The 15,255-nt window shown below is 74.3% G+C and carries 17 protein-coding genes and 1 tRNA gene; 10 read left to right on the top strand and 8 right to left on the bottom strand.

Features of this window, described 5'->3' with window-relative positions; genetic code table 11:
• The first annotated feature begins 40 nt into the window (after positions 1-40).
• Positions 41-517, top strand: coding sequence for a hypothetical protein (locus ACI8AP_RS04910; protein ID WP_456588214.1), 477 nt, complete (start codon positions 41-43; stop codon positions 515-517).
• Here the strand turns inward: ACI8AP_RS04910 and ACI8AP_RS04905 are convergent.
• The 3 genes from ACI8AP_RS04905 to ACI8AP_RS04895 form a co-directional block, all read right to left on the bottom strand.
• Positions 514-2,307: a prolyl oligopeptidase family serine peptidase gene (locus ACI8AP_RS04905; RefSeq protein WP_456588213.1), complete on the bottom strand. Its 1,794-nt coding sequence runs from the start codon at positions 2,305-2,307 to the stop codon at positions 514-516. The two genes, ACI8AP_RS04910 and ACI8AP_RS04905, sit on opposite strands and share 4 nt — an antisense overlap.
• An 85-nt stretch (positions 2,308-2,392) precedes the next feature.
• Positions 2,393-2,466, bottom strand: a tRNA-Pro gene (locus tag ACI8AP_RS04900).
• A gap of 49 nt (positions 2,467-2,515) precedes the next feature.
• Positions 2,516-3,427 (bottom strand): metallophosphoesterase, encoded by a 912-nt coding sequence (locus ACI8AP_RS04895; protein ID WP_456588212.1) that lies wholly within the window; start codon positions 3,425-3,427, stop codon positions 2,516-2,518.
• Positions 3,428-3,478: 51 nt separating this feature from the next.
• Between ACI8AP_RS04895 and ACI8AP_RS04890 the strand changes: the two genes are divergently transcribed.
• Complete coding sequence (locus ACI8AP_RS04890; protein WP_456588211.1) at positions 3,479-3,931, top strand: GatB/YqeY domain-containing protein; 453 nt, start codon at positions 3,479-3,481, stop codon at positions 3,929-3,931.
• Positions 3,932-3,995: 64 nt separating this feature from the next.
• Here ACI8AP_RS04890 and ACI8AP_RS04885 read toward each other — a convergent pair whose 3' ends face one another.
• The 3 genes from ACI8AP_RS04885 to ACI8AP_RS04875 are packed head-to-tail and all read right to left on the bottom strand — an operon-like array spanning position 3,996 to position 8,531.
• Positions 3,996-6,281, bottom strand: coding sequence for a transglycosylase domain-containing protein (locus ACI8AP_RS04885; protein ID WP_456588210.1), 2,286 nt, complete (start codon positions 6,279-6,281; stop codon positions 3,996-3,998).
• Between the two features lie 40 nt (positions 6,282-6,321).
• Positions 6,322-7,539, bottom strand: a complete 1,218-nt coding sequence (locus ACI8AP_RS04880) for an ArsA family ATPase (protein ID WP_456588209.1) — start codon at positions 7,537-7,539, stop codon at positions 6,322-6,324.
• A complete protein-coding gene (locus ACI8AP_RS04875; RefSeq protein ID WP_456588208.1) occupies positions 7,539-8,531 on the bottom strand; it encodes an ArsA-related P-loop ATPase in 993 nt (330 codons plus the stop codon). The genes ACI8AP_RS04880 and ACI8AP_RS04875 overlap by 1 nt, the downstream gene beginning before the upstream one ends.
• A 94-nt stretch (positions 8,532-8,625) precedes the next feature.
• On the opposite strand from ACI8AP_RS04875, the gene ACI8AP_RS04870 reads away from it, so the two are divergent.
• The 3 genes from ACI8AP_RS04870 (at position 8,626) to ACI8AP_RS04860 (ending at position 10,178) form a co-directional block, all read left to right on the top strand.
• Positions 8,626-8,796: a hypothetical protein gene (locus tag ACI8AP_RS04870; RefSeq protein ID WP_456588207.1), complete on the top strand. Its 171-nt coding sequence runs from the start codon at positions 8,626-8,628 to the stop codon at positions 8,794-8,796.
• Positions 8,793-9,263, top strand: a complete 471-nt coding sequence (locus tag ACI8AP_RS04865) for a RidA family protein (protein ID WP_456588206.1) — start codon at positions 8,793-8,795, stop codon at positions 9,261-9,263. Before ACI8AP_RS04870 ends, ACI8AP_RS04865 begins: the two co-directional genes overlap by 4 nt.
• A gap of 126 nt (positions 9,264-9,389) precedes the next feature.
• Positions 9,390-10,178 (top strand): NUDIX hydrolase, encoded by a 789-nt coding sequence (locus tag ACI8AP_RS04860; protein WP_456588205.1) that lies wholly within the window; start codon positions 9,390-9,392, stop codon positions 10,176-10,178.
• 62 nt (positions 10,179-10,240) lie between these two features.
• Here the strand turns inward: ACI8AP_RS04860 and ACI8AP_RS04855 are convergent, their stop codons facing one another.
• Together ACI8AP_RS04855 and ACI8AP_RS04850 are read right to left on the bottom strand one after the other, a co-directional pair.
• Complete coding sequence (locus ACI8AP_RS04855; protein ID WP_091929288.1) at positions 10,241-10,915, bottom strand: Crp/Fnr family transcriptional regulator; 675 nt, start codon at positions 10,913-10,915, stop codon at positions 10,241-10,243.
• A gap of 176 nt (positions 10,916-11,091) precedes the next feature.
• A complete protein-coding gene (locus ACI8AP_RS04850) occupies positions 11,092-11,331 on the bottom strand; it encodes a hypothetical protein (protein ID WP_456588204.1) in 240 nt (79 codons plus the stop codon).
• A gap of 98 nt (positions 11,332-11,429) precedes the next feature.
• Here ACI8AP_RS04850 and nth point away from each other — a divergent pair, with 98 nt between their 5' ends.
• Genes nth through ACI8AP_RS04825 form a run of 5 tightly spaced genes read left to right on the top strand, consistent with a single transcriptional unit; the run spans position 11,430 to position 15,238 of the window.
• Positions 11,430-12,230: an endonuclease III gene (nth, locus tag ACI8AP_RS04845; RefSeq protein WP_456588203.1), complete on the top strand. Its 801-nt coding sequence runs from the start codon at positions 11,430-11,432 to the stop codon at positions 12,228-12,230.
• On the top strand, positions 12,230-12,799 hold the full coding sequence (locus tag ACI8AP_RS04840; protein WP_456588202.1) for a TlpA family protein disulfide reductase: 570 nt from the start codon (positions 12,230-12,232) through the stop codon (positions 12,797-12,799). Before nth ends, ACI8AP_RS04840 begins: the two co-directional genes overlap by 1 nt.
• Positions 12,796-13,557, top strand: coding sequence for an NUDIX hydrolase (locus ACI8AP_RS04835; protein ID WP_456588201.1), 762 nt, complete (start codon positions 12,796-12,798; stop codon positions 13,555-13,557). Before ACI8AP_RS04840 ends, ACI8AP_RS04835 begins: the two co-directional genes overlap by 4 nt.
• Positions 13,554-14,054, top strand: coding sequence for a plastocyanin/azurin family copper-binding protein (locus ACI8AP_RS04830; RefSeq protein ID WP_456588200.1), 501 nt, complete (start codon positions 13,554-13,556; stop codon positions 14,052-14,054). The genes ACI8AP_RS04835 and ACI8AP_RS04830 overlap by 4 nt, the downstream gene beginning before the upstream one ends.
• Before the next feature lie 2 nt (positions 14,055-14,056).
• Entirely contained in the window at positions 14,057-15,238 is a 1,182-nt protein-coding gene (locus ACI8AP_RS04825) for a MarP family serine protease (protein ID WP_456588199.1), read from the top strand.
• Positions 15,239-15,255: the final 17 nt, after the last annotated feature.

Here is a 15,255-nt window from a genome sequence, read left to right as displayed (position 1 = left end):
TCCTCCGCGGAGGAGCCCGACCAGGCGGCAGGATGGTCCCGTGAACTCCGCGGACCTGCCTGCCTCCCCGCAGCACGCCTGGCCGGGGCCGGATCTCTACACGCTGCGCGGGATGCTCGAGCTGGACCTGGCGCTCGAGCGCGGGGTGACGGTGGACGCCGCCCACGCCCTGCTGAGCGACGCCGTCGTCCACGCGTTCGGGCCGCGGTGGTACGAGTGGTTGACCGACGCGCTGGCCGCCGAGGGGCGGGACCAGGCACAGCTGTCCGCCATCGTCACCGACGACCCCCTGGCCGAGCGGGTGCTGGCGGCGCTCCGGGCCCGGATGCTCGCCGACGAGGAGGCGCCGGACCCGCCGGACGAGGAGTTCGGCTGGTACGCCTACGCCCCCGGCGACCCGCGGGGGAGCCGGGGGCGGCTCCGCCGGGCGGTCCTGCGGCGGAGGGAGAGCGCCCGTCTGGCACTGCTCGCTCCACCGCGCCCCCGCGTGGCCGGCCGGCGGCGCCGGGACCGCTAGGGCCGCACGTGGCGCAGGGCGAAGGAGAGCGCGACCTCGACCTGCCGGATCGTCTCCTCGATGACCAGCGACCCGTGGCCGGCGTCGAACCGGTAGACCTCGTGCGGCTTGCCCAGCCGCTCCAGCTCGCCCAGGTAGTTGTCGATCTGCCGGATCGGGCAGCGCGGGTCGTTCGCGCCGGCCACCACCAGCACCGGCGCGGCGACGGCGTCGACGTAGGTGATCGGCGAGGAGCGCACGTAGACGTCGCGCACCTCCTCCGGTGACCCGCCGAACAGCGCCCGGTCGTAGGCCCGCAGGCCCTCCATCTCGTCCTCGTACGCCGCGAGGTAGTCGGCCACCGGCACCTCGGCGATCCCGGCCGCCCAGCGCTCCGGCTGGGTGCCCAGCCCCAGCAGGGTGAGGAACCCGCCCCACGAGCCCCCGGTGAGGAGCGCGCGGGCCGGGTCGACGACGCCCTCGGCCACCAGTGCGTCGTAGACCGCCCCGATGTCCTCGAGCTCGGTGAGCCCCGGGCGCCCCGTGAGCGCGTCGCGCCAGGCCGAGCCGTAGCCCGTGGAGCCGCGGTAGTTCACGTGCACGACCGCGTAGCCGGCGTCGACGTAGGCCGCCCGGCGGGCGCGGTAGGAGTCGTCGTCGGCCGCCTCCGGGCCGCCGTGCACCAGGAACGCCGTCGCGAACGGGCCCTCACCGGCCGGGCGCACCAGCAGGGCGTGCACGTCGCCGCCCGGGCCGGGGACCCAGCGGTCCTCGACCGGGTAGGCGGCGGGCGGCTCCTCGTCGGAGACCGAGAGGACGACGGGGCCGTCGGCGCGGCGGATGACCGGCGGCCGCTCGGAGTTCGACCACGCAAGCTCGACCGTGCCGTCGGGGCGGGCGGTGGCGCCGCGGACGACGCCGGGCGGGGTGTCGAGCTTCTCCAGCGCGCCCGAGGCCAGGTCGTAGCGGTACAGCTCGCTGCGGGCGGCGTGGTCGTGGCCCACCAGCAGCGCGGAGCCGTCGGGGTACCAGCCGGCGGTCACGTCGCCGGGCAGGTCGAGCACGATCTCCGTCTCGGTGTCGGCGGCGACGTCCCAGACCAGCAGCTCCTCGCGACCGCGCCGCTCGTGGCCGACCAGCAGCCGGCGGTCACCGGGGAGCGGGGCGAACTCCAGCGCGTGCAGCCCGCGTCCCTCACCGTCCCACTTCTCCGCGACCACCGAGTCGTCGGCCGTGCGGAGCACCCGCAGCGCGGGGTAGCGCGGGTCGCCGTGCTCGGAGTGCGAGATGACCAGCAGCTCGTCGTCGCGGGTCAGCGCGTCCACCGAGGCGGGGTCGGGGTGCCGGTAGACCACCCGCGGCGTGCCTCCGGTGGGCGCCAGCCACAGCTCGCTGCCGTCGTCGGTGCTGCGGCCGATGGCCACCAGGTCCCGGCCGATCTCCAGTCCCGCCGGGTAGGCGGGCCCCACCTCGGGGACGGCGACGGTGTCCTCGCCGCCGGTGAACGGCTGGGTCATCCAGACGCCGAACTCGTCGCCGTCGGTGTCGGCGAACCACCAGATCGTGTCGCCGTCACGGTCCAGCGTCGCGATCAGCGTGCCGTTGGGCCGGTCGGTGACCCGGCGGTGGGTGCCGGTCTCCCGGTCCCAGGCGTACTGCTCCACGACGCCGCTGACGTCGGAGCTGTACAGGTTGCGGTGCGGTGCCTCCTCGGCCCAGTCCGGCAGCGACACCCGGGGTGCGCGGAACCGGGCCTGCCAGCGGGCGGTGACCTCGGGGGGAAGGGCGGGGACGGTCTGCTCGGCGGTCACGCCACCATCTTCGCAGCGCCCCGGGAACGACCGGTGCCCCGGGAACGACTCAGGGGCCGCCTTGCGGCGGCCCCTGAGCGGAGGGTCGGGGTGACAGGATTTGAACCTGCGGCCTCGTCGTCCCGAACGACGCGCGCTACCAAGCTGCGCCACACCCCGAGGTGCGTCGACGAGTCTAACGCTCCACTGCGCGCGCCCCGGCGGCGGGTCAGGACGGCCGTGCGGTGAGGGTCAGCAGCGTCGCCTCGGGCGGGCAGGCGAACCGCACCGGGGCGTAGGGGCTGGTGCCCAGGCCGGCCGACACGTGCAGCCAGGTGCCGGCCGGGTGCTCCGGCGTGGGGGCCGCCCAGCGGTGCAGCCAGCGCACCCGGTGGCGGTCGATGCCGCAGTTGGTGACCAGCGCCCCGTAGAACGGCACCCGCAGCTGGCCGCCGTGCGTGTGACCGCACAGCAGCAGGTCGTAGCCGTCCGCGGCGAAGCGGTCGAGCACCCGCGGCTCGGGGGAGTGGGCCAGCCCGATCCGCACGTCGGCGCTCCGATCGGCCGGCCCGGCGACCAGGTCGTAGCGGTCCCGCTTCAGGTGGGAATCGTCGACGCCGGCGAAGACGATCCGCCGCCCGCCCACGGTGAGCTCACCGGCGGCGTTGGTGAGGTCCAGCCAGCCGCGCTCGCGCATGCCGTCGCGCAGGTCGCGCCAGGGCAGCTCGTCGCCGTGCACCCGCTTGTGGTCGCGCTTGAAGTACTTGAGCGGGTTCTTCGGGCGCGGGGCGTAGTAGTCGTTGCTGGCCAGCACGAAGGCGCCGGGCCGGTCCAGCAGCGGGTCCAGCGCGCGCAGCGTCGGCGGCACCGCGTCGAACCCCGCGAGGTTGTCCCCGGTGTTGATCACCAGGTCGGGCTCGAGGGCGGCGAGGCCCGCGACCCACTCCTGCTTGCTCCGCTGCCCGGCGGTCATGTGCAGGTCCGACAGCTGCAGGATCGTCAGCGGCGCCGAGCCCGGGGCCAGCACGGGCACCTCGAACCGGCGCAGCGTCCAGCGCGTGCGTTCGTAGAGGCTCGCGTAGGCGGTCACGGCCGCGCCCGAGGCGACGGCGGCGGTGGGGACGGCGGTGTACCAGCGCACCCGCCGAGCCTACGGGCGCACCCCGGCGCGGCGTCGTGCGAGGCTGGACCCGTGCCCGACCTCAAGGAACAGCTGCGCGCCGACCTGACCACCGCCATGAAGGCCCGTGACGAGCTGCGCACCGCCACGCTGCGCATGGTGCTCGCCGCCGTCAGCGCCGAGGAGGTGTCGGGCAAGGAGGCCCGCGAGCTCACCGACGACGAGGTGCAGGCCGTGCTCCGGCGCGAGGCGAAGAAGCGCCGCGAGGCGGCCGAGGCGTTCGGCTCGGCCGGTCGCGCCGAGCAGGCCGCCCGCGAGCGGGCCGAGGGCGAGATCCTCGCGGACTACCTGCCGGCTCAGCTGGACGACGCCGACCTGGCCGCAATCGTCGCCGACGTCATCTCCCGGACCGGCGCCTCCGGCATGAAGGACATGGGGAAGGTCATGGGCGCGGCGAACGGCGTGGTCGCCGGCCGGGCCGAGGGCTCGCGGGTCGCCGCCGAGGTCCGCCGCCAGCTCGGCTGAGCCCCGCGCGACGGGAACGACGAAGGGCCGGACCTCTCGGTCCGGCCCTTCGTCGTCGCTCCGGTCAGTTCGTCGGGAGGTCCCCGGTCGGCTCCGGTGCGGTCGTGCCGGCGTCGGCCGGCGGCGGCACCTGGGGCTCCACCTGGGGCTCCACCTGGGGCTCCACCGGCGGGGGTGCCGGCGTCTCGGGCTGCACGGGCGGCGGGGAGGTGGTGCCTCCCGTGGTGCCCGTCGTGCTCGACCGGTCCGCCGAGCGGCTCGACGTGGTGCCGGACCGGGAGACGCCGGCCCCCTGCGGGGCGGCGTCGACGCCGCGGCCGGCGTACTGGGGATCGGCGGGCGGGAACTCGGCCGCCGGCTGGTTGGTCAGGATCGGTGCCATCGCGGCCCGCCAGATGCCGGCCGGGAGACCGCCGCCGTAGCTGCCGACGTCGTTGGTGTCCCGCGGGCGGAACACCATGACGCTGGCGGTGTACTCCGGCGTCGACCCCACGAAGGCCACCGAGTCGCGCTCGTTCACCGTGCCGGTCTTGCCGGCGATCTGGTGGCCGGGGATGTGGGCCCGGGCGCCGGTCTGCAGCCGGTTCCCCGGCTCGACGTCCTTGATCATCATCTGGTTCAGCGTGTCGGCGATGCCGGGCTCGATGACCTGCTCGCAGTCGTCGCCCTTCACCACCGGCTCGCCGTCCTCGCCGGTGAGCGGCTCGCCGTTCGGGGTGGTGATCGACAGCACCGGCGTGGGCGTGCACTTGACCCCGCGGGCGGCGATCGTCGCGTAGGCGTTGGCCAGGTCGAGCGGGCTCACGCCATCGGTGCCGTAGGCGAAGGACGGGCGGTTCTCGTCGATGATCTGCTGCGCCGGCGTCTGGGTGACCGAGTAGTCGAAGGTCATGCCCAGCCGCTCGGCCATCCGCACCGCCGGCTCGATCCGGCCCAGTGCGTCCTCCAGCGCGAGGAAGTAGGTGTTGGAGGACATGTAGAGCGCCTGCGTCATGGTCAGCGTGCGCGGGTACGAGCTGCCCACGTTGCCGATCGAGTAGGGCTCGATGCGCTGGGTCTCGGGGTCGTAGCTCTCGTAGACCTTCGACCGGTAGGGCTCGCTCGTGGTGATCGTGTGGCTGGCCGGGAGACCCATCTCCAGGGCGGCCGCGGCGACGAAGGTCTTGAAGGTCGACCCGGAGCCCTTGGTGGGGACGGTCGCGAAGTTCACCGACTCGCACTCGGGGCCGTCGCAGCCGTAGCGGCGGTTGACGCTCATCGCGAGCACGTGCCCGGTGCCGGGCTGGACGACGTCGTAGACGCCCACGGTGTCGGCGCCCATCGCCACGGTGTCCAGCACGGCCTGGTCACCGGCGGCCTGCATGTCCGGCCGTAGCGTCGTCTGGATGGTCAGCCCGCCCTTGTCCAGCTGGGCCTTCGTCAGACCGAGCTCCTGGATGAGGTACTGCCGGGTGAAGTCGCAGAAGAAGCCGCCGATCGCGGCGTCGATGCAGCCGTTCGGGGGCGCCTGGCCCGGCGCCACCTCCACCGGGGTGGGGGTGATCTCGGCCAGCTGCTCCGCGCTGACGTGACCCAGGTCGTGCATGCGCTGCAGCACCTGGTTGCGCCGGATCTGGGCGTTCTCCGGGTTGTTGATCGGCTCGTCGTAGAACGGCTTCTGCACCAGCCCGGCGAGCATGGCCGCCTGCGGGAGGGTGAGGTCGGCGGCGTTCACGCTGAAGTAGCGCTGGGCGGCGGCCTGGATGCCGTAGGCGCCCTGCCCGAAGTACACGATGTTCAGGTACCGGGTGAGGATCTCGTCCTTGGAGTAGGTGTCCTCCAGGGCGAGGGCCAGGCGGGCCTCCCGCAGCTTGCGACCCACGGTCTGGGCGTCGGCGGCGTCCCGGTCCTCCGGCGTGGTGGCCGTCTGCAGCAGGGTCTGCTTCACCAGCTGCTGGGTCAGGGTGGAGCCGCCCTCCTGGACCTCGCCGGCGGCGACGTTCTTCACCAGCGCCCGCATCGTGCCCTGCACGTCCAGGCCGTTGTGGTCGTAGAACCGGGAGTCCTCGATGTCGACGAGCGCCTGCTTCATGACGTCGGCGATCTGGTCGGAGGTGACCGGCGTCCGGTTGTGCTCGTAGAAGTTCGTGATCAGCTGCCCGTCGGCGGCGAGCACCCGGGTGACGCCGGCCGGCGTCTTGTCGGTCAGCTCCACCGGCAGGGCGTCGAGCAGCGACACGGAGTTGCGTGCCGCCAGGCCGGTGCCCCCGATCCAGGGCAGCATGAGTCCGGCCAGCAGTGCGCCGGCGACGACGATCGTCGCGGCGAGCTTGGCGAGCAGACGGGTCCGGACACGCGCGTTCTCCGACATCGCGGCCAGGGTACGTCGCCCGGACGGGTGAGCGGAGCGCTCAGCCGCGGCGCGCGGGCAGGACGCGCGTCCGCGGCGTGCCGGTCGGCGTGTCGTGGTCGGGGCCGGTGAGGGCGTCGGCCATCATCCGCAGCCCGTCGAGGTCGTGGACGTCCCCGGCGGCGGCCGGCACCGTGCGCAGCGCGACGTCGGGGTGGGCGCTGGTGAAGCGGTCGGCCAGGTGCTGCTCCCGGCTCGCGAGCTGCATCCGGTCCGCGTGCACCCGCAGCGCCGCGGCCGCGAGCGCCGCACCCTCGTCACCGCTCTCGGCGACCTCCTCGGCGGCGCCCTCCGCGCGGGTCGCCGACAGCGCCGTGGTGGCCGGGGGGTGCGTCCGGTTGACGACCAGTCCGGCCAGCGGCATCCCCTCGGCCGAGAGCCGGTCGACGAAGTAGGACGCCTCGCGCAACGCGTCGGGCTCCGGCGCGGCGACCACCACGAACGACGTGCCGGGGCGGCGCAGCAGCTCGAACGTCGCCGTCGCGCGCTCGCGGAACCCGCCGAACATGGTGTCCAGGGCCGCGACGAAGGCGGAGATGTCGCGCAGCAGCTGGCCACCGAGGATCTTGCTGACGATCCGGCTGAACAGCAGGAACCCGGCGCTGGCGAACTTGAAGCCGGCCCGGCTCGGCGCGATCAGCAGCCGGATCATCGTGCCGTCGAGGAACCGGCCCATCCGGTTGGGGGCGTCGAGGAAGTCCAGCGCCGACCGCGACGGCGGGGTGTCGACGATGATCAGGTCCCACCGGTCGCTGGCGCGCAGCTGCCCGAGCTTCTCCATCGCCATGTACTCCTGCGTGCCGGCGAACGACGAGGAGAGCGCCTGGTAGAAGGGGTTGTCGAGGATCTGCTGCGCGCGCTCGGGCGTGGAGTGAGCGGTGACGATGTCGTCGAACGTCCGCTTCATGTCCAGCATCATCGCGTGCAGCTCACCGGTCGCCCCAGGGACGTCCACGCGCCGCGGTTCGTTGTCCAGCTCGGTGAGCCCCAGGGACTGGGCCAGCCGCCGGGCCGGGTCGATGGTGAGGACGACGACGGTGCGCCCGGCCTCCGCCGCGGCCAGCGCCAGCGCCGCGGACGTCGTCGTCTTGCCCACCCCGCCGGCGCCGCAGCAGACGACGATGCGGGTCTGCCGGTCGGCGATCAGCGCGCCCAGGTCCATCGCCGGGGCCTGCCGGGGCGCCCGGGTGCGCGGCGCGGTGGCCGTGCCGGCGGCCATCAGGCGGCCACCTCCGTGCGCAGGTGCTCCTCGAGCCGCCCCGCCAGCTCGAACAGGCAGCCCAGGTCCATCGGGCCGGGCAGCAGCGGGATTTCGAGGCTGGGGCGGTCCAGCTCCGCGACCTGGGCCCGCAGGGCGTCCTGCGCCGCCCAGCGGCGGGCGTGCTCCACGACCTCGGCGACCAGCGCCTCGGCCAGCTGCTCGGCGCCCGGCAGGTGCGCGGCGTCCAGCGCGGGTGCGAGGTCGGCCCCGGTCAGCTCGCCGGCCGCCGCGCGGGACAGCGCGGCCGGTGGCAGCACCGGCTCGGTCGCCATGTTCACGATCACCGAGCCGATCGGCAGCCCGGCCGCCTCGAGCTCCGCGATGGCGTCCGCCGTCTCCTGCACCGGCATGTCCTCCAGGATCGTCACCAGGTGGACCGCCGTCTGCGGGGAGCGCAGCACCGCCATGACGCCGTCGCTCTGGGTCTTGATCGGACCGGAGCGGGCCAGCTGCGACATCTCCCCGGTGACGCCGAGGAAGCGGGTGATCCGGCCGGTGGGCGGCGCGTCGACGACGACGGCGTCGTAGACCAGCCTGCCGTCCCGCCGCCGGGTGACCGCCTCCTTGATCTTGCCGGTGATCAGCACGTCGCGGAGGCCCGGCGCGATGGCGGTGGCGAAGTCGATGGCGCCCATCTTCCGCAGCGCCCGGCCGGCCCGGCGGAGGTTGTAGAACATGTCGAGGTAGTCGAGGAGCGCCTCCTCGACGTCGATGGCCAGCGCCTTGACCTCGCCCCCGCCGCGGGCGACGGCGACCCGGCGCTCCTCGTAGGGCAGCGGCGGGGTGTCGAACAGCTGGGCGATGCCCTGCCGGCCCTCGGTCTCCACCAGCAGCACCGAGCGCCCGTCGGCGGCGAGCGCCAGGGCCAGGGCGGCGGCGACGGTGGTCTTGCCCGTCCCTCCCTTGCCGGTGACCACGTGCAGGCGCGGGGCGGCGGGATCTGGGCTCACCTGTCCCAGCGTAGGAGCAGGCGACGGGGACGGCCTGCCCGTGCCAGGTGGCGTGACGGGCATCGCGTCCGGCCGCTGCGCTAGCGTCGCGGTCATGAGCGAAACCGCCCGCCAGAAGTGGGAGTACGCGACCATCCCGCTGCTCATCCACAACACCAAGGCGATCCTCGACTCCTGGGGCGTCGACGGGTGGGAGCTGGTGACCGTGCTCCCCGGGCCCGGTGGGCCCGAGCAGCCGGTCGCCTACCTCAAGCGGCCGGTATGACGGCCCCGGCTCCGGGCTGGCACGCCCGGCTCGCCGAGCTGGGCATCCGGCTGCCCCCGGTGGCCGCTCCCGTCGCCGCCTACGTGCCGGCCGTGCGCACCGGCTCCCTGGTGTTCACCTCGGGGCAGCTGCCGTTCGTCGACGGCGGCCTGCGCCGCACCGGCAAGGTCGGCGGGTCGGTCGACGTGGAGGCCGCCGCGGCCGACGCGAAGGTCTGCGCGCTGAACGCGCTGGCCGCGATCGACGACCTCGTGGGGCTGGACGCGGTGGCGCGCGTCGTCCGCGTCGTGGGCTACGTGGCCAGCGTCGAGGGCTTCACCGGTCAGCCCCGGGTGGTCAACGGCGCCAGCGAGCTGCTCGGCCGGATCTTCGGCGACGCCGGTCAGCACGCCCGCAGCGCCGTGGGGGTGGCCGAGCTGCCGATGGGTGCCCCCGTGGAGGTCGAGCTCACCGTCGAGCTGCGATGACACCGCGATCCTCCGCATCGCACCGCGGCCAGGTGCCATCCGTCGTTGCGCTGAGCGTGTCCCGGTCCCTCGCCGGGAGGTCCTCCGGACCCCCGCTGCTCGTAACCGACGACTGCGTCGTGCGGCATGCCTGAGCCGAAGCAGGCCGCGACGGTGCTGCTGCTGCGGGACGGCGCGCCCGGGCTCGAGGTGTACCTGCTGCGCCGCACGAAGGGCATGCCCTTCGCCGGTGGCATGACCGCCTACCCGGGCGGCGGCGTCGACCCCCGGGACGGCGACACCGAGATCGGGTGGGCCGGGCCCGCGCCCGCGCAGTGGGCGACCGCCTTCGGCTGCGACGAGCGGACCGCCCGGGAGCTCGTGTGCGCCGCGGTGCGCGAGACGTTCGAGGAGGCCGGCGTCCTGCTCGCCGGGCTGCCCGACGGGACCGTCGTTCCGGACGTCTCGGGGGAGGACTGGGAGGACCAGCGCCAGGCCCTGCTCAGCCGCGAGCTGTCGCTGGCCGGGCTCCTGGCCGGTCGGGGGCTGGTGCTCCGGTCGGACCTGCTGCGGCCGTTCGCGCACTGGATCACCCCACCGGTCGAGCCGCGGCGCTACGACACCAAGTTCTTCGCTGCCGCGCTGCCGGTCGGGCAGGAGGCGCGCGACGTCTCGGGGGAGGCCGACGAGGCCGCGTGGCTGGCACCCGCCGCCGCGCTCGCCGAGCTGGAGGCCGGCACCCGCCCGATGCTGCCGCCGACGTCGCACACGCTCGGCCAGCTGGTGGCCTTCCCCGACGTCGCGGCCGCCCTGGCCGGCTCGCCGCCAGAGCCCCTGCAGCCGATCAGCCCGCGTTTCGAGGAGACGCCCGACGGCCGCTGGGCGGTGCTGCCCGACGGCACCCGCATCCGGCTGGCCGTGCCGCTCCCCTCGTGAAGCGGTGAACGCGAGAAGCCCAGAACCGATGCGGTTCCGGGCCTCTCGCGTTCAGGCGTGCGTCAGCGCGCGCGGCGGCGCAGGCGCTCCTCGTCGAGGACGACGACGGACTTGCCCTGCAGCTGGATCCAGCCGCGGTGCACGAAGTCCGCCAGCGCCTTGTTGACCGTCTCGCGGGAGGCGCCGACCAGCTGGGCGAGCTCCTCCTGGGTGAGATCGTGCTTCACGCGCAGGCCGTCGGTGTCGCGGCTGCCGAAGCGGTCGGCCATCTGCAGCAGCGCCTTGGCCACGCGGCCGGGGACGTCGGTGAAGATGAGATCGGCGACCGAGTCGTTGGTGCGGCGCAGGCGCCGGGCCAGCACGCGGAGCAGCTGCTCGCCGATCTCCGGGTGCGCCTCGATCCAGGGCAGCAGCACCGACTGCGGCATCCGGGCCAGCTTCACGTCGGTGACGGCGGTGGCGGTCGCGGTACGCGGACCGGGGTCGAAGACCGACAGCTCACCGAACTGGTCGGAAGGTCCCATGACCGCGAGCACGTTCTCCCGGCCGTCGGGCGACCGACGGGAGAGCTTGATCTTGCCGGTCATGACGATGTAGAGGCTGTCGCCGGGCTCGCCCTCGTTGAAGACCACCCGGCCCCGGGGGAGGGTGATCGTCTCGAGGCGACTGATGACGGGGTCCACCGCGTCCTCGGAGAGCCCCTGGAAGAGCCCCGACTGAGCCAGCACCTCGTCCACTGCACGTCCTCTCGCACTGTCCTCGGACGCAGGGGTGCCCGCGTCCGGAGCGAGTCTAGGCGGCTGTGCGGTCAATCACCCGTTCGGTGGGCGGCCGCGTCCCCCCATGGAGCGAGTGGCCTCCCTGCAGGGGCCCGCCGCGAGCGTGCGAGCGGTGGGGGCAGGGAGGTCCTTCCTCAGACCAGCGGGGGGTTCTGCGAGCGCCGGACGCGGTGGCGGCGACGGCGCCAGCGGAACAGCGCCCGCCGGATGCCCGAGGTGGCGAGCGTGTCGACCTCGCCGGGCGTCGCGGTGTCCAGGAACTCGCTGACCTCGCGGGGGGACGCCGGGCGGCGGAGGGGCTCCTCGACCCGCTCCATCACCAGCAGGAACGCGATCAGCAGCGGTGGGAACAGGATGACACTGAGGGCGACCATCCCGACCTCCTCTGCGTCGTCGGCGGAACGGGGAAGCGGTCCGTCCTCGATCATGGCACGCCGGGAGAGGGTCAGCAGCTCCGCATACCCTCGACCGCGTGTCCGCACCCGCGTCCTCACCGGCCTACGCACGCCCCGCCCGGGCCCGGCGCCCCACCGCAGCCGCACTGACCGGGGCGTCGCCGTACGACCCGGCGGAGACGCCGCTGGCCCGCACCCGCCGGGCCCGTCGCATGGCCCGCGAGCTGGCCGCGATCCATCCCGACGCCCACTGCGAGCTGGACTTCACCAACGCCTTCGAGCTGCTGGTCGCCACGGTGCTGTCCGCGCAGACCACCGACAAGATGGTCAACAAGGTGACGCCCACGCTCTTCGCGCGGTATCCCGACGCGGTCGCCCTCGCCGGCGCCGACCGGGAGGAGCTGGAGACCATCCTCAAGCCCACCGGCTTCTTCCGGGCCAAGGCGAACTCGGTGCTGGGCTTGAGCCAGGCCCTGGTCGAGCGCTTCGACGGCGAGGTGCCCGCCCGGATGGCCGACCTGGTGACCCTGCCGGGCGTCGGGCGCAAGACGGCGAACGTCGTGCTGGGCAACGCCTTCGGTGTCCCGGGGCTCACCGTCGACACCCACTTCGGCCGGCTGGTGCGCCGGTTCGGCTGGACCGCGGAGGAGGACCCGGTCAAGGTCGAGGCGGAGATCGCGCAGCTGGTGCCGAAGAAGGAGTGGACCGACTTCAGCCACCGGGTGATCTTCCACGGCCGGCGCGTGTGCCACGCGAAGAAGGCGGCGTGCGGCGCCTGCGGCCTGGCGCAGTGGTGCCCCTCGTTCGGCATCGGCCCGGTCGACCCCGAGGTGGCTCTGAAGCTCGTGAAGACCCCCTCCGCCTCGGACACCGAGTGATGCGCCGGGTCCTGGCCGCCGCCGGGGCGGCGCTCGCGCTGCTGATGGCCGGCTGCACCGCCGAGGAGCAGCCCGAGGCCACGCCCGCGACGACCGCGGCCCCGTCGTTCACGCCGTGCCCCGACCAGCCCGACGTCGAGGCCGCCGGGGCCGAGCGGCTGCCGGCGCTCGCCTTCGACTGCCCCGGCGGTGGTTCCCTCGACCTGGCCAGGGCACCGGGCGTGCCGACGGTCGTGAACCTGTGGGGAAGCTGGTGCTCGCCGTGCCGGGAGGAGATGCCGGTCCTGCAGGAGTTCGCCGACCTCGCCGGCGACCAGGTGCGGGTGGTCGGGGTGATCAGCAAGGACGGGCTGCCGCAGGCCGGCTCGTTCGCCGAGGACGCCGGCGTCACGTTCCCCAGCGCCTACGACCGGACCGGGGAGCTGATGGCCGAGCTCGGGATCAACTTCCTGCCCTTCACCTACTTCGTCGACGCCGGCGGCGCGCTGGTGCACACCGAGGCCGGCGCGGTCGCCTCGGTGGACGAGCTCCGCGGCCTCGTCGCGGACCACCTCGGGGTGCAGCTGTGACCGCCGGGGCGGCCACCGACGGCCTGCCCGAGTACCTGCTCCGGCTGCTGGAGCGGGCCGACGACCTCCCGCTGCGCCACCGCATGCCGCAGGCCACCGCCACCGCCCGCCGCTCGGCGGTCCTCATCCTCTTCGGCGAGGGCCCGGCCGGGCCGGACATCCTGCTGATCGAGAAGTCCGCACACCTGCGCAGCCACGCCGGGCAGCCCGCCTTCCCGGGCGGCGGCGTCGACCCGGGCGACGACTTCCCGGTGGGCACGGCGTTGCGCGAGGCCCACGAGGAGGCCGGGATCGACCCCGACGGCGTCCGGGTCCTCGCCACCCTGCAGGAGCTGTTCCTGCCGCCGTCGAACCGGCTCGTCGTGCCGGTCGTGGGCTGGTGGGACGACCCGCGCGACGTCACGGTCGGCGACCCGCACGAGGTGGCGCGGGTCGCCCGGGTGCCGCTGGCCGACCTCGTCGACCCGGCCAACCGCTACCGCGTCCGGCATCCGGCGGGCTTCGTCGGGCCGGCGTTCGGCGTGGCCGACATGGAGGTGTGGGGCTTCACCGCCGGCCTGCTCGACGCGATCCTCGAAGCCGCCGGGCTGGCGCAGCCGTGGGACGCCACCGACGTGCGGCCGATCCGCCCGGAGCGGCTGCGCCCGTACACGCTGCCGGGCTCGGGGGACGACGACCCCGCCGGCGACTCCGCCGCGCCGACCGTCGCCGATCCCGCGCCCGGCGTCGCCCCGGCGCGTACGGTTCGGCCCCGATGAGCGGTGAAAGGACCACCTCCTCCCCGTCCCTCGCCGGCTCGGGGCGGGGCCCGGGAGGCGGCCAGGGCATCGGCGGGAAGGTCGTGGCGGTCGTCGCGGTGCTGGTCCTGCTGGTGACCGGCTGCGGTGGCGCCGGGGGGCAGGAGGTGACCGCGGCGCCGGTCGCCGAGGGGCTCGGTGAGGTGACGATCGCCGACGACGGCGTCCAGGAGGTCACCCTCCAGACCCAGGACGACTACGTGTTCACCCCCGACCGGTTCACCGTGTCGCCGGGGCGGGTGCGGCTGACCCTGGTGAACGTCGCCGAGCAGATGCCGCACAACCTCGAGTTCACCGACGAGGAGCTGCCCGAGCCGATCGACGCCGGGATCTCGATGCTCGCCGCGGGCGAGGAGAAGACGATCGAGTTCGAGGTGTCGACGCCGGGGGAGTACCCGTTCTCCTGCACCTTCCACCTCCAGCTGGGGCAGGTGGGCACGATGACGGTCAGCGGGTAGCGGTGTCCCTGGTCGACCTCCTGCTCGTCATGCTGGCGCTGCTGTTCGCGCTGTCCGGGTTCCGGCAGGGCCTCCTGGTCTCGGCCACCTCGATCGTCGGCTTCCTGGCCGGGGCGGTCCTCGGGGCCCAGCTGGCGGGGCCGGTGGCCGACCGGATCGACGGCTCCAGCGTCAGCCGGGTCTTCGCCGCGCTCGTGGTGGTGCTCGCCGGCGCGCTGCTGGGCCAGATCCTGGCCGGGGCCGCGGGCCGGGCGCTGCGGTCCCGCGTCACGTGGGAGCCGGCCAAGATGGTCGACTCCGTGGCCGGCGCGGTCGTCTCGGCGGCGGCGGTCCTGCTGGTCGCCTGGATGGTCGCCTCACCGCTGGCGAGCTCGCCGTTCCCCGAGGTGGCCGGCCAGGTCCGCCAGTCGGCGCTGGTGCAGGCCGTGGACCGGGCGGTCCCCGACGAGGTCCGCACCGTCTACGAGGACCTGCGGGAGGCGATCGACCGGAGGGGGCTGCCCGACGTCCTCGACCCGCTCACCCCCACCCAGGCGCGCGACGTCCCGGCGCCCGACCCGGCGCTGCAGGAGAGCGCGGTGGTCGCCTCGGTGCAGGGGTCCGTGGTGCGGATCCGTGGGGTGGCGCCGTCCTGCTCCCGGCAGATCGACGGGTCCGGTTTCGTCTACGCGCCGGAGCGGGTGATGACCAACGCCCACGTGCTGGCCGGCGTCACCGCGCCGGTGGTCGTCGCCGAGGGCAGGGAGTACGACGCGATCCCGGTCGTGGTCGACGAGGAGATCGACGTCGCGGTCCTCGCGGTGCCGGGGCTGCCGCAGGTGCCGCTGTCGTTCACCCCGCAGCCGGCCGATTCGGGCGACGACGCGATCATCATGGGCTACCCGGGAGGTGGACCGCTGTACGTCGGTGCCGCCCGCGTGCGGGACCGCGGCGAGATCAGCGGCCCCGACTTCCGCAACACGCAGACCGTCGTCCGCGACGTCTACGCCCTGTACGGACAGGTGCGCGCCGGCAACTCCGGTGGCCCCCTGTTCGCCCCCGACGGCAGCGTCCTCGGAGTCGTGTTCGCCTCGGCGATCGACGACCCGCAGACCGGCTACGCGCTCACCGGACCGGAGGTCGCCGCGGCCGCCGATGCGGGCAGCGTCGCGCGCACCGAGGTGGCGACGGGCTCCTGCGAGTAAGAGGACCCCGCTGCCCC

This window comes from Blastococcus sp. SYSU DS1021, assembly GCF_054050995.1.
The sequence above is the reverse complement of the archived record's forward strand: the minus strand, read 5'-3'. Positions and strand labels throughout refer to the sequence as shown.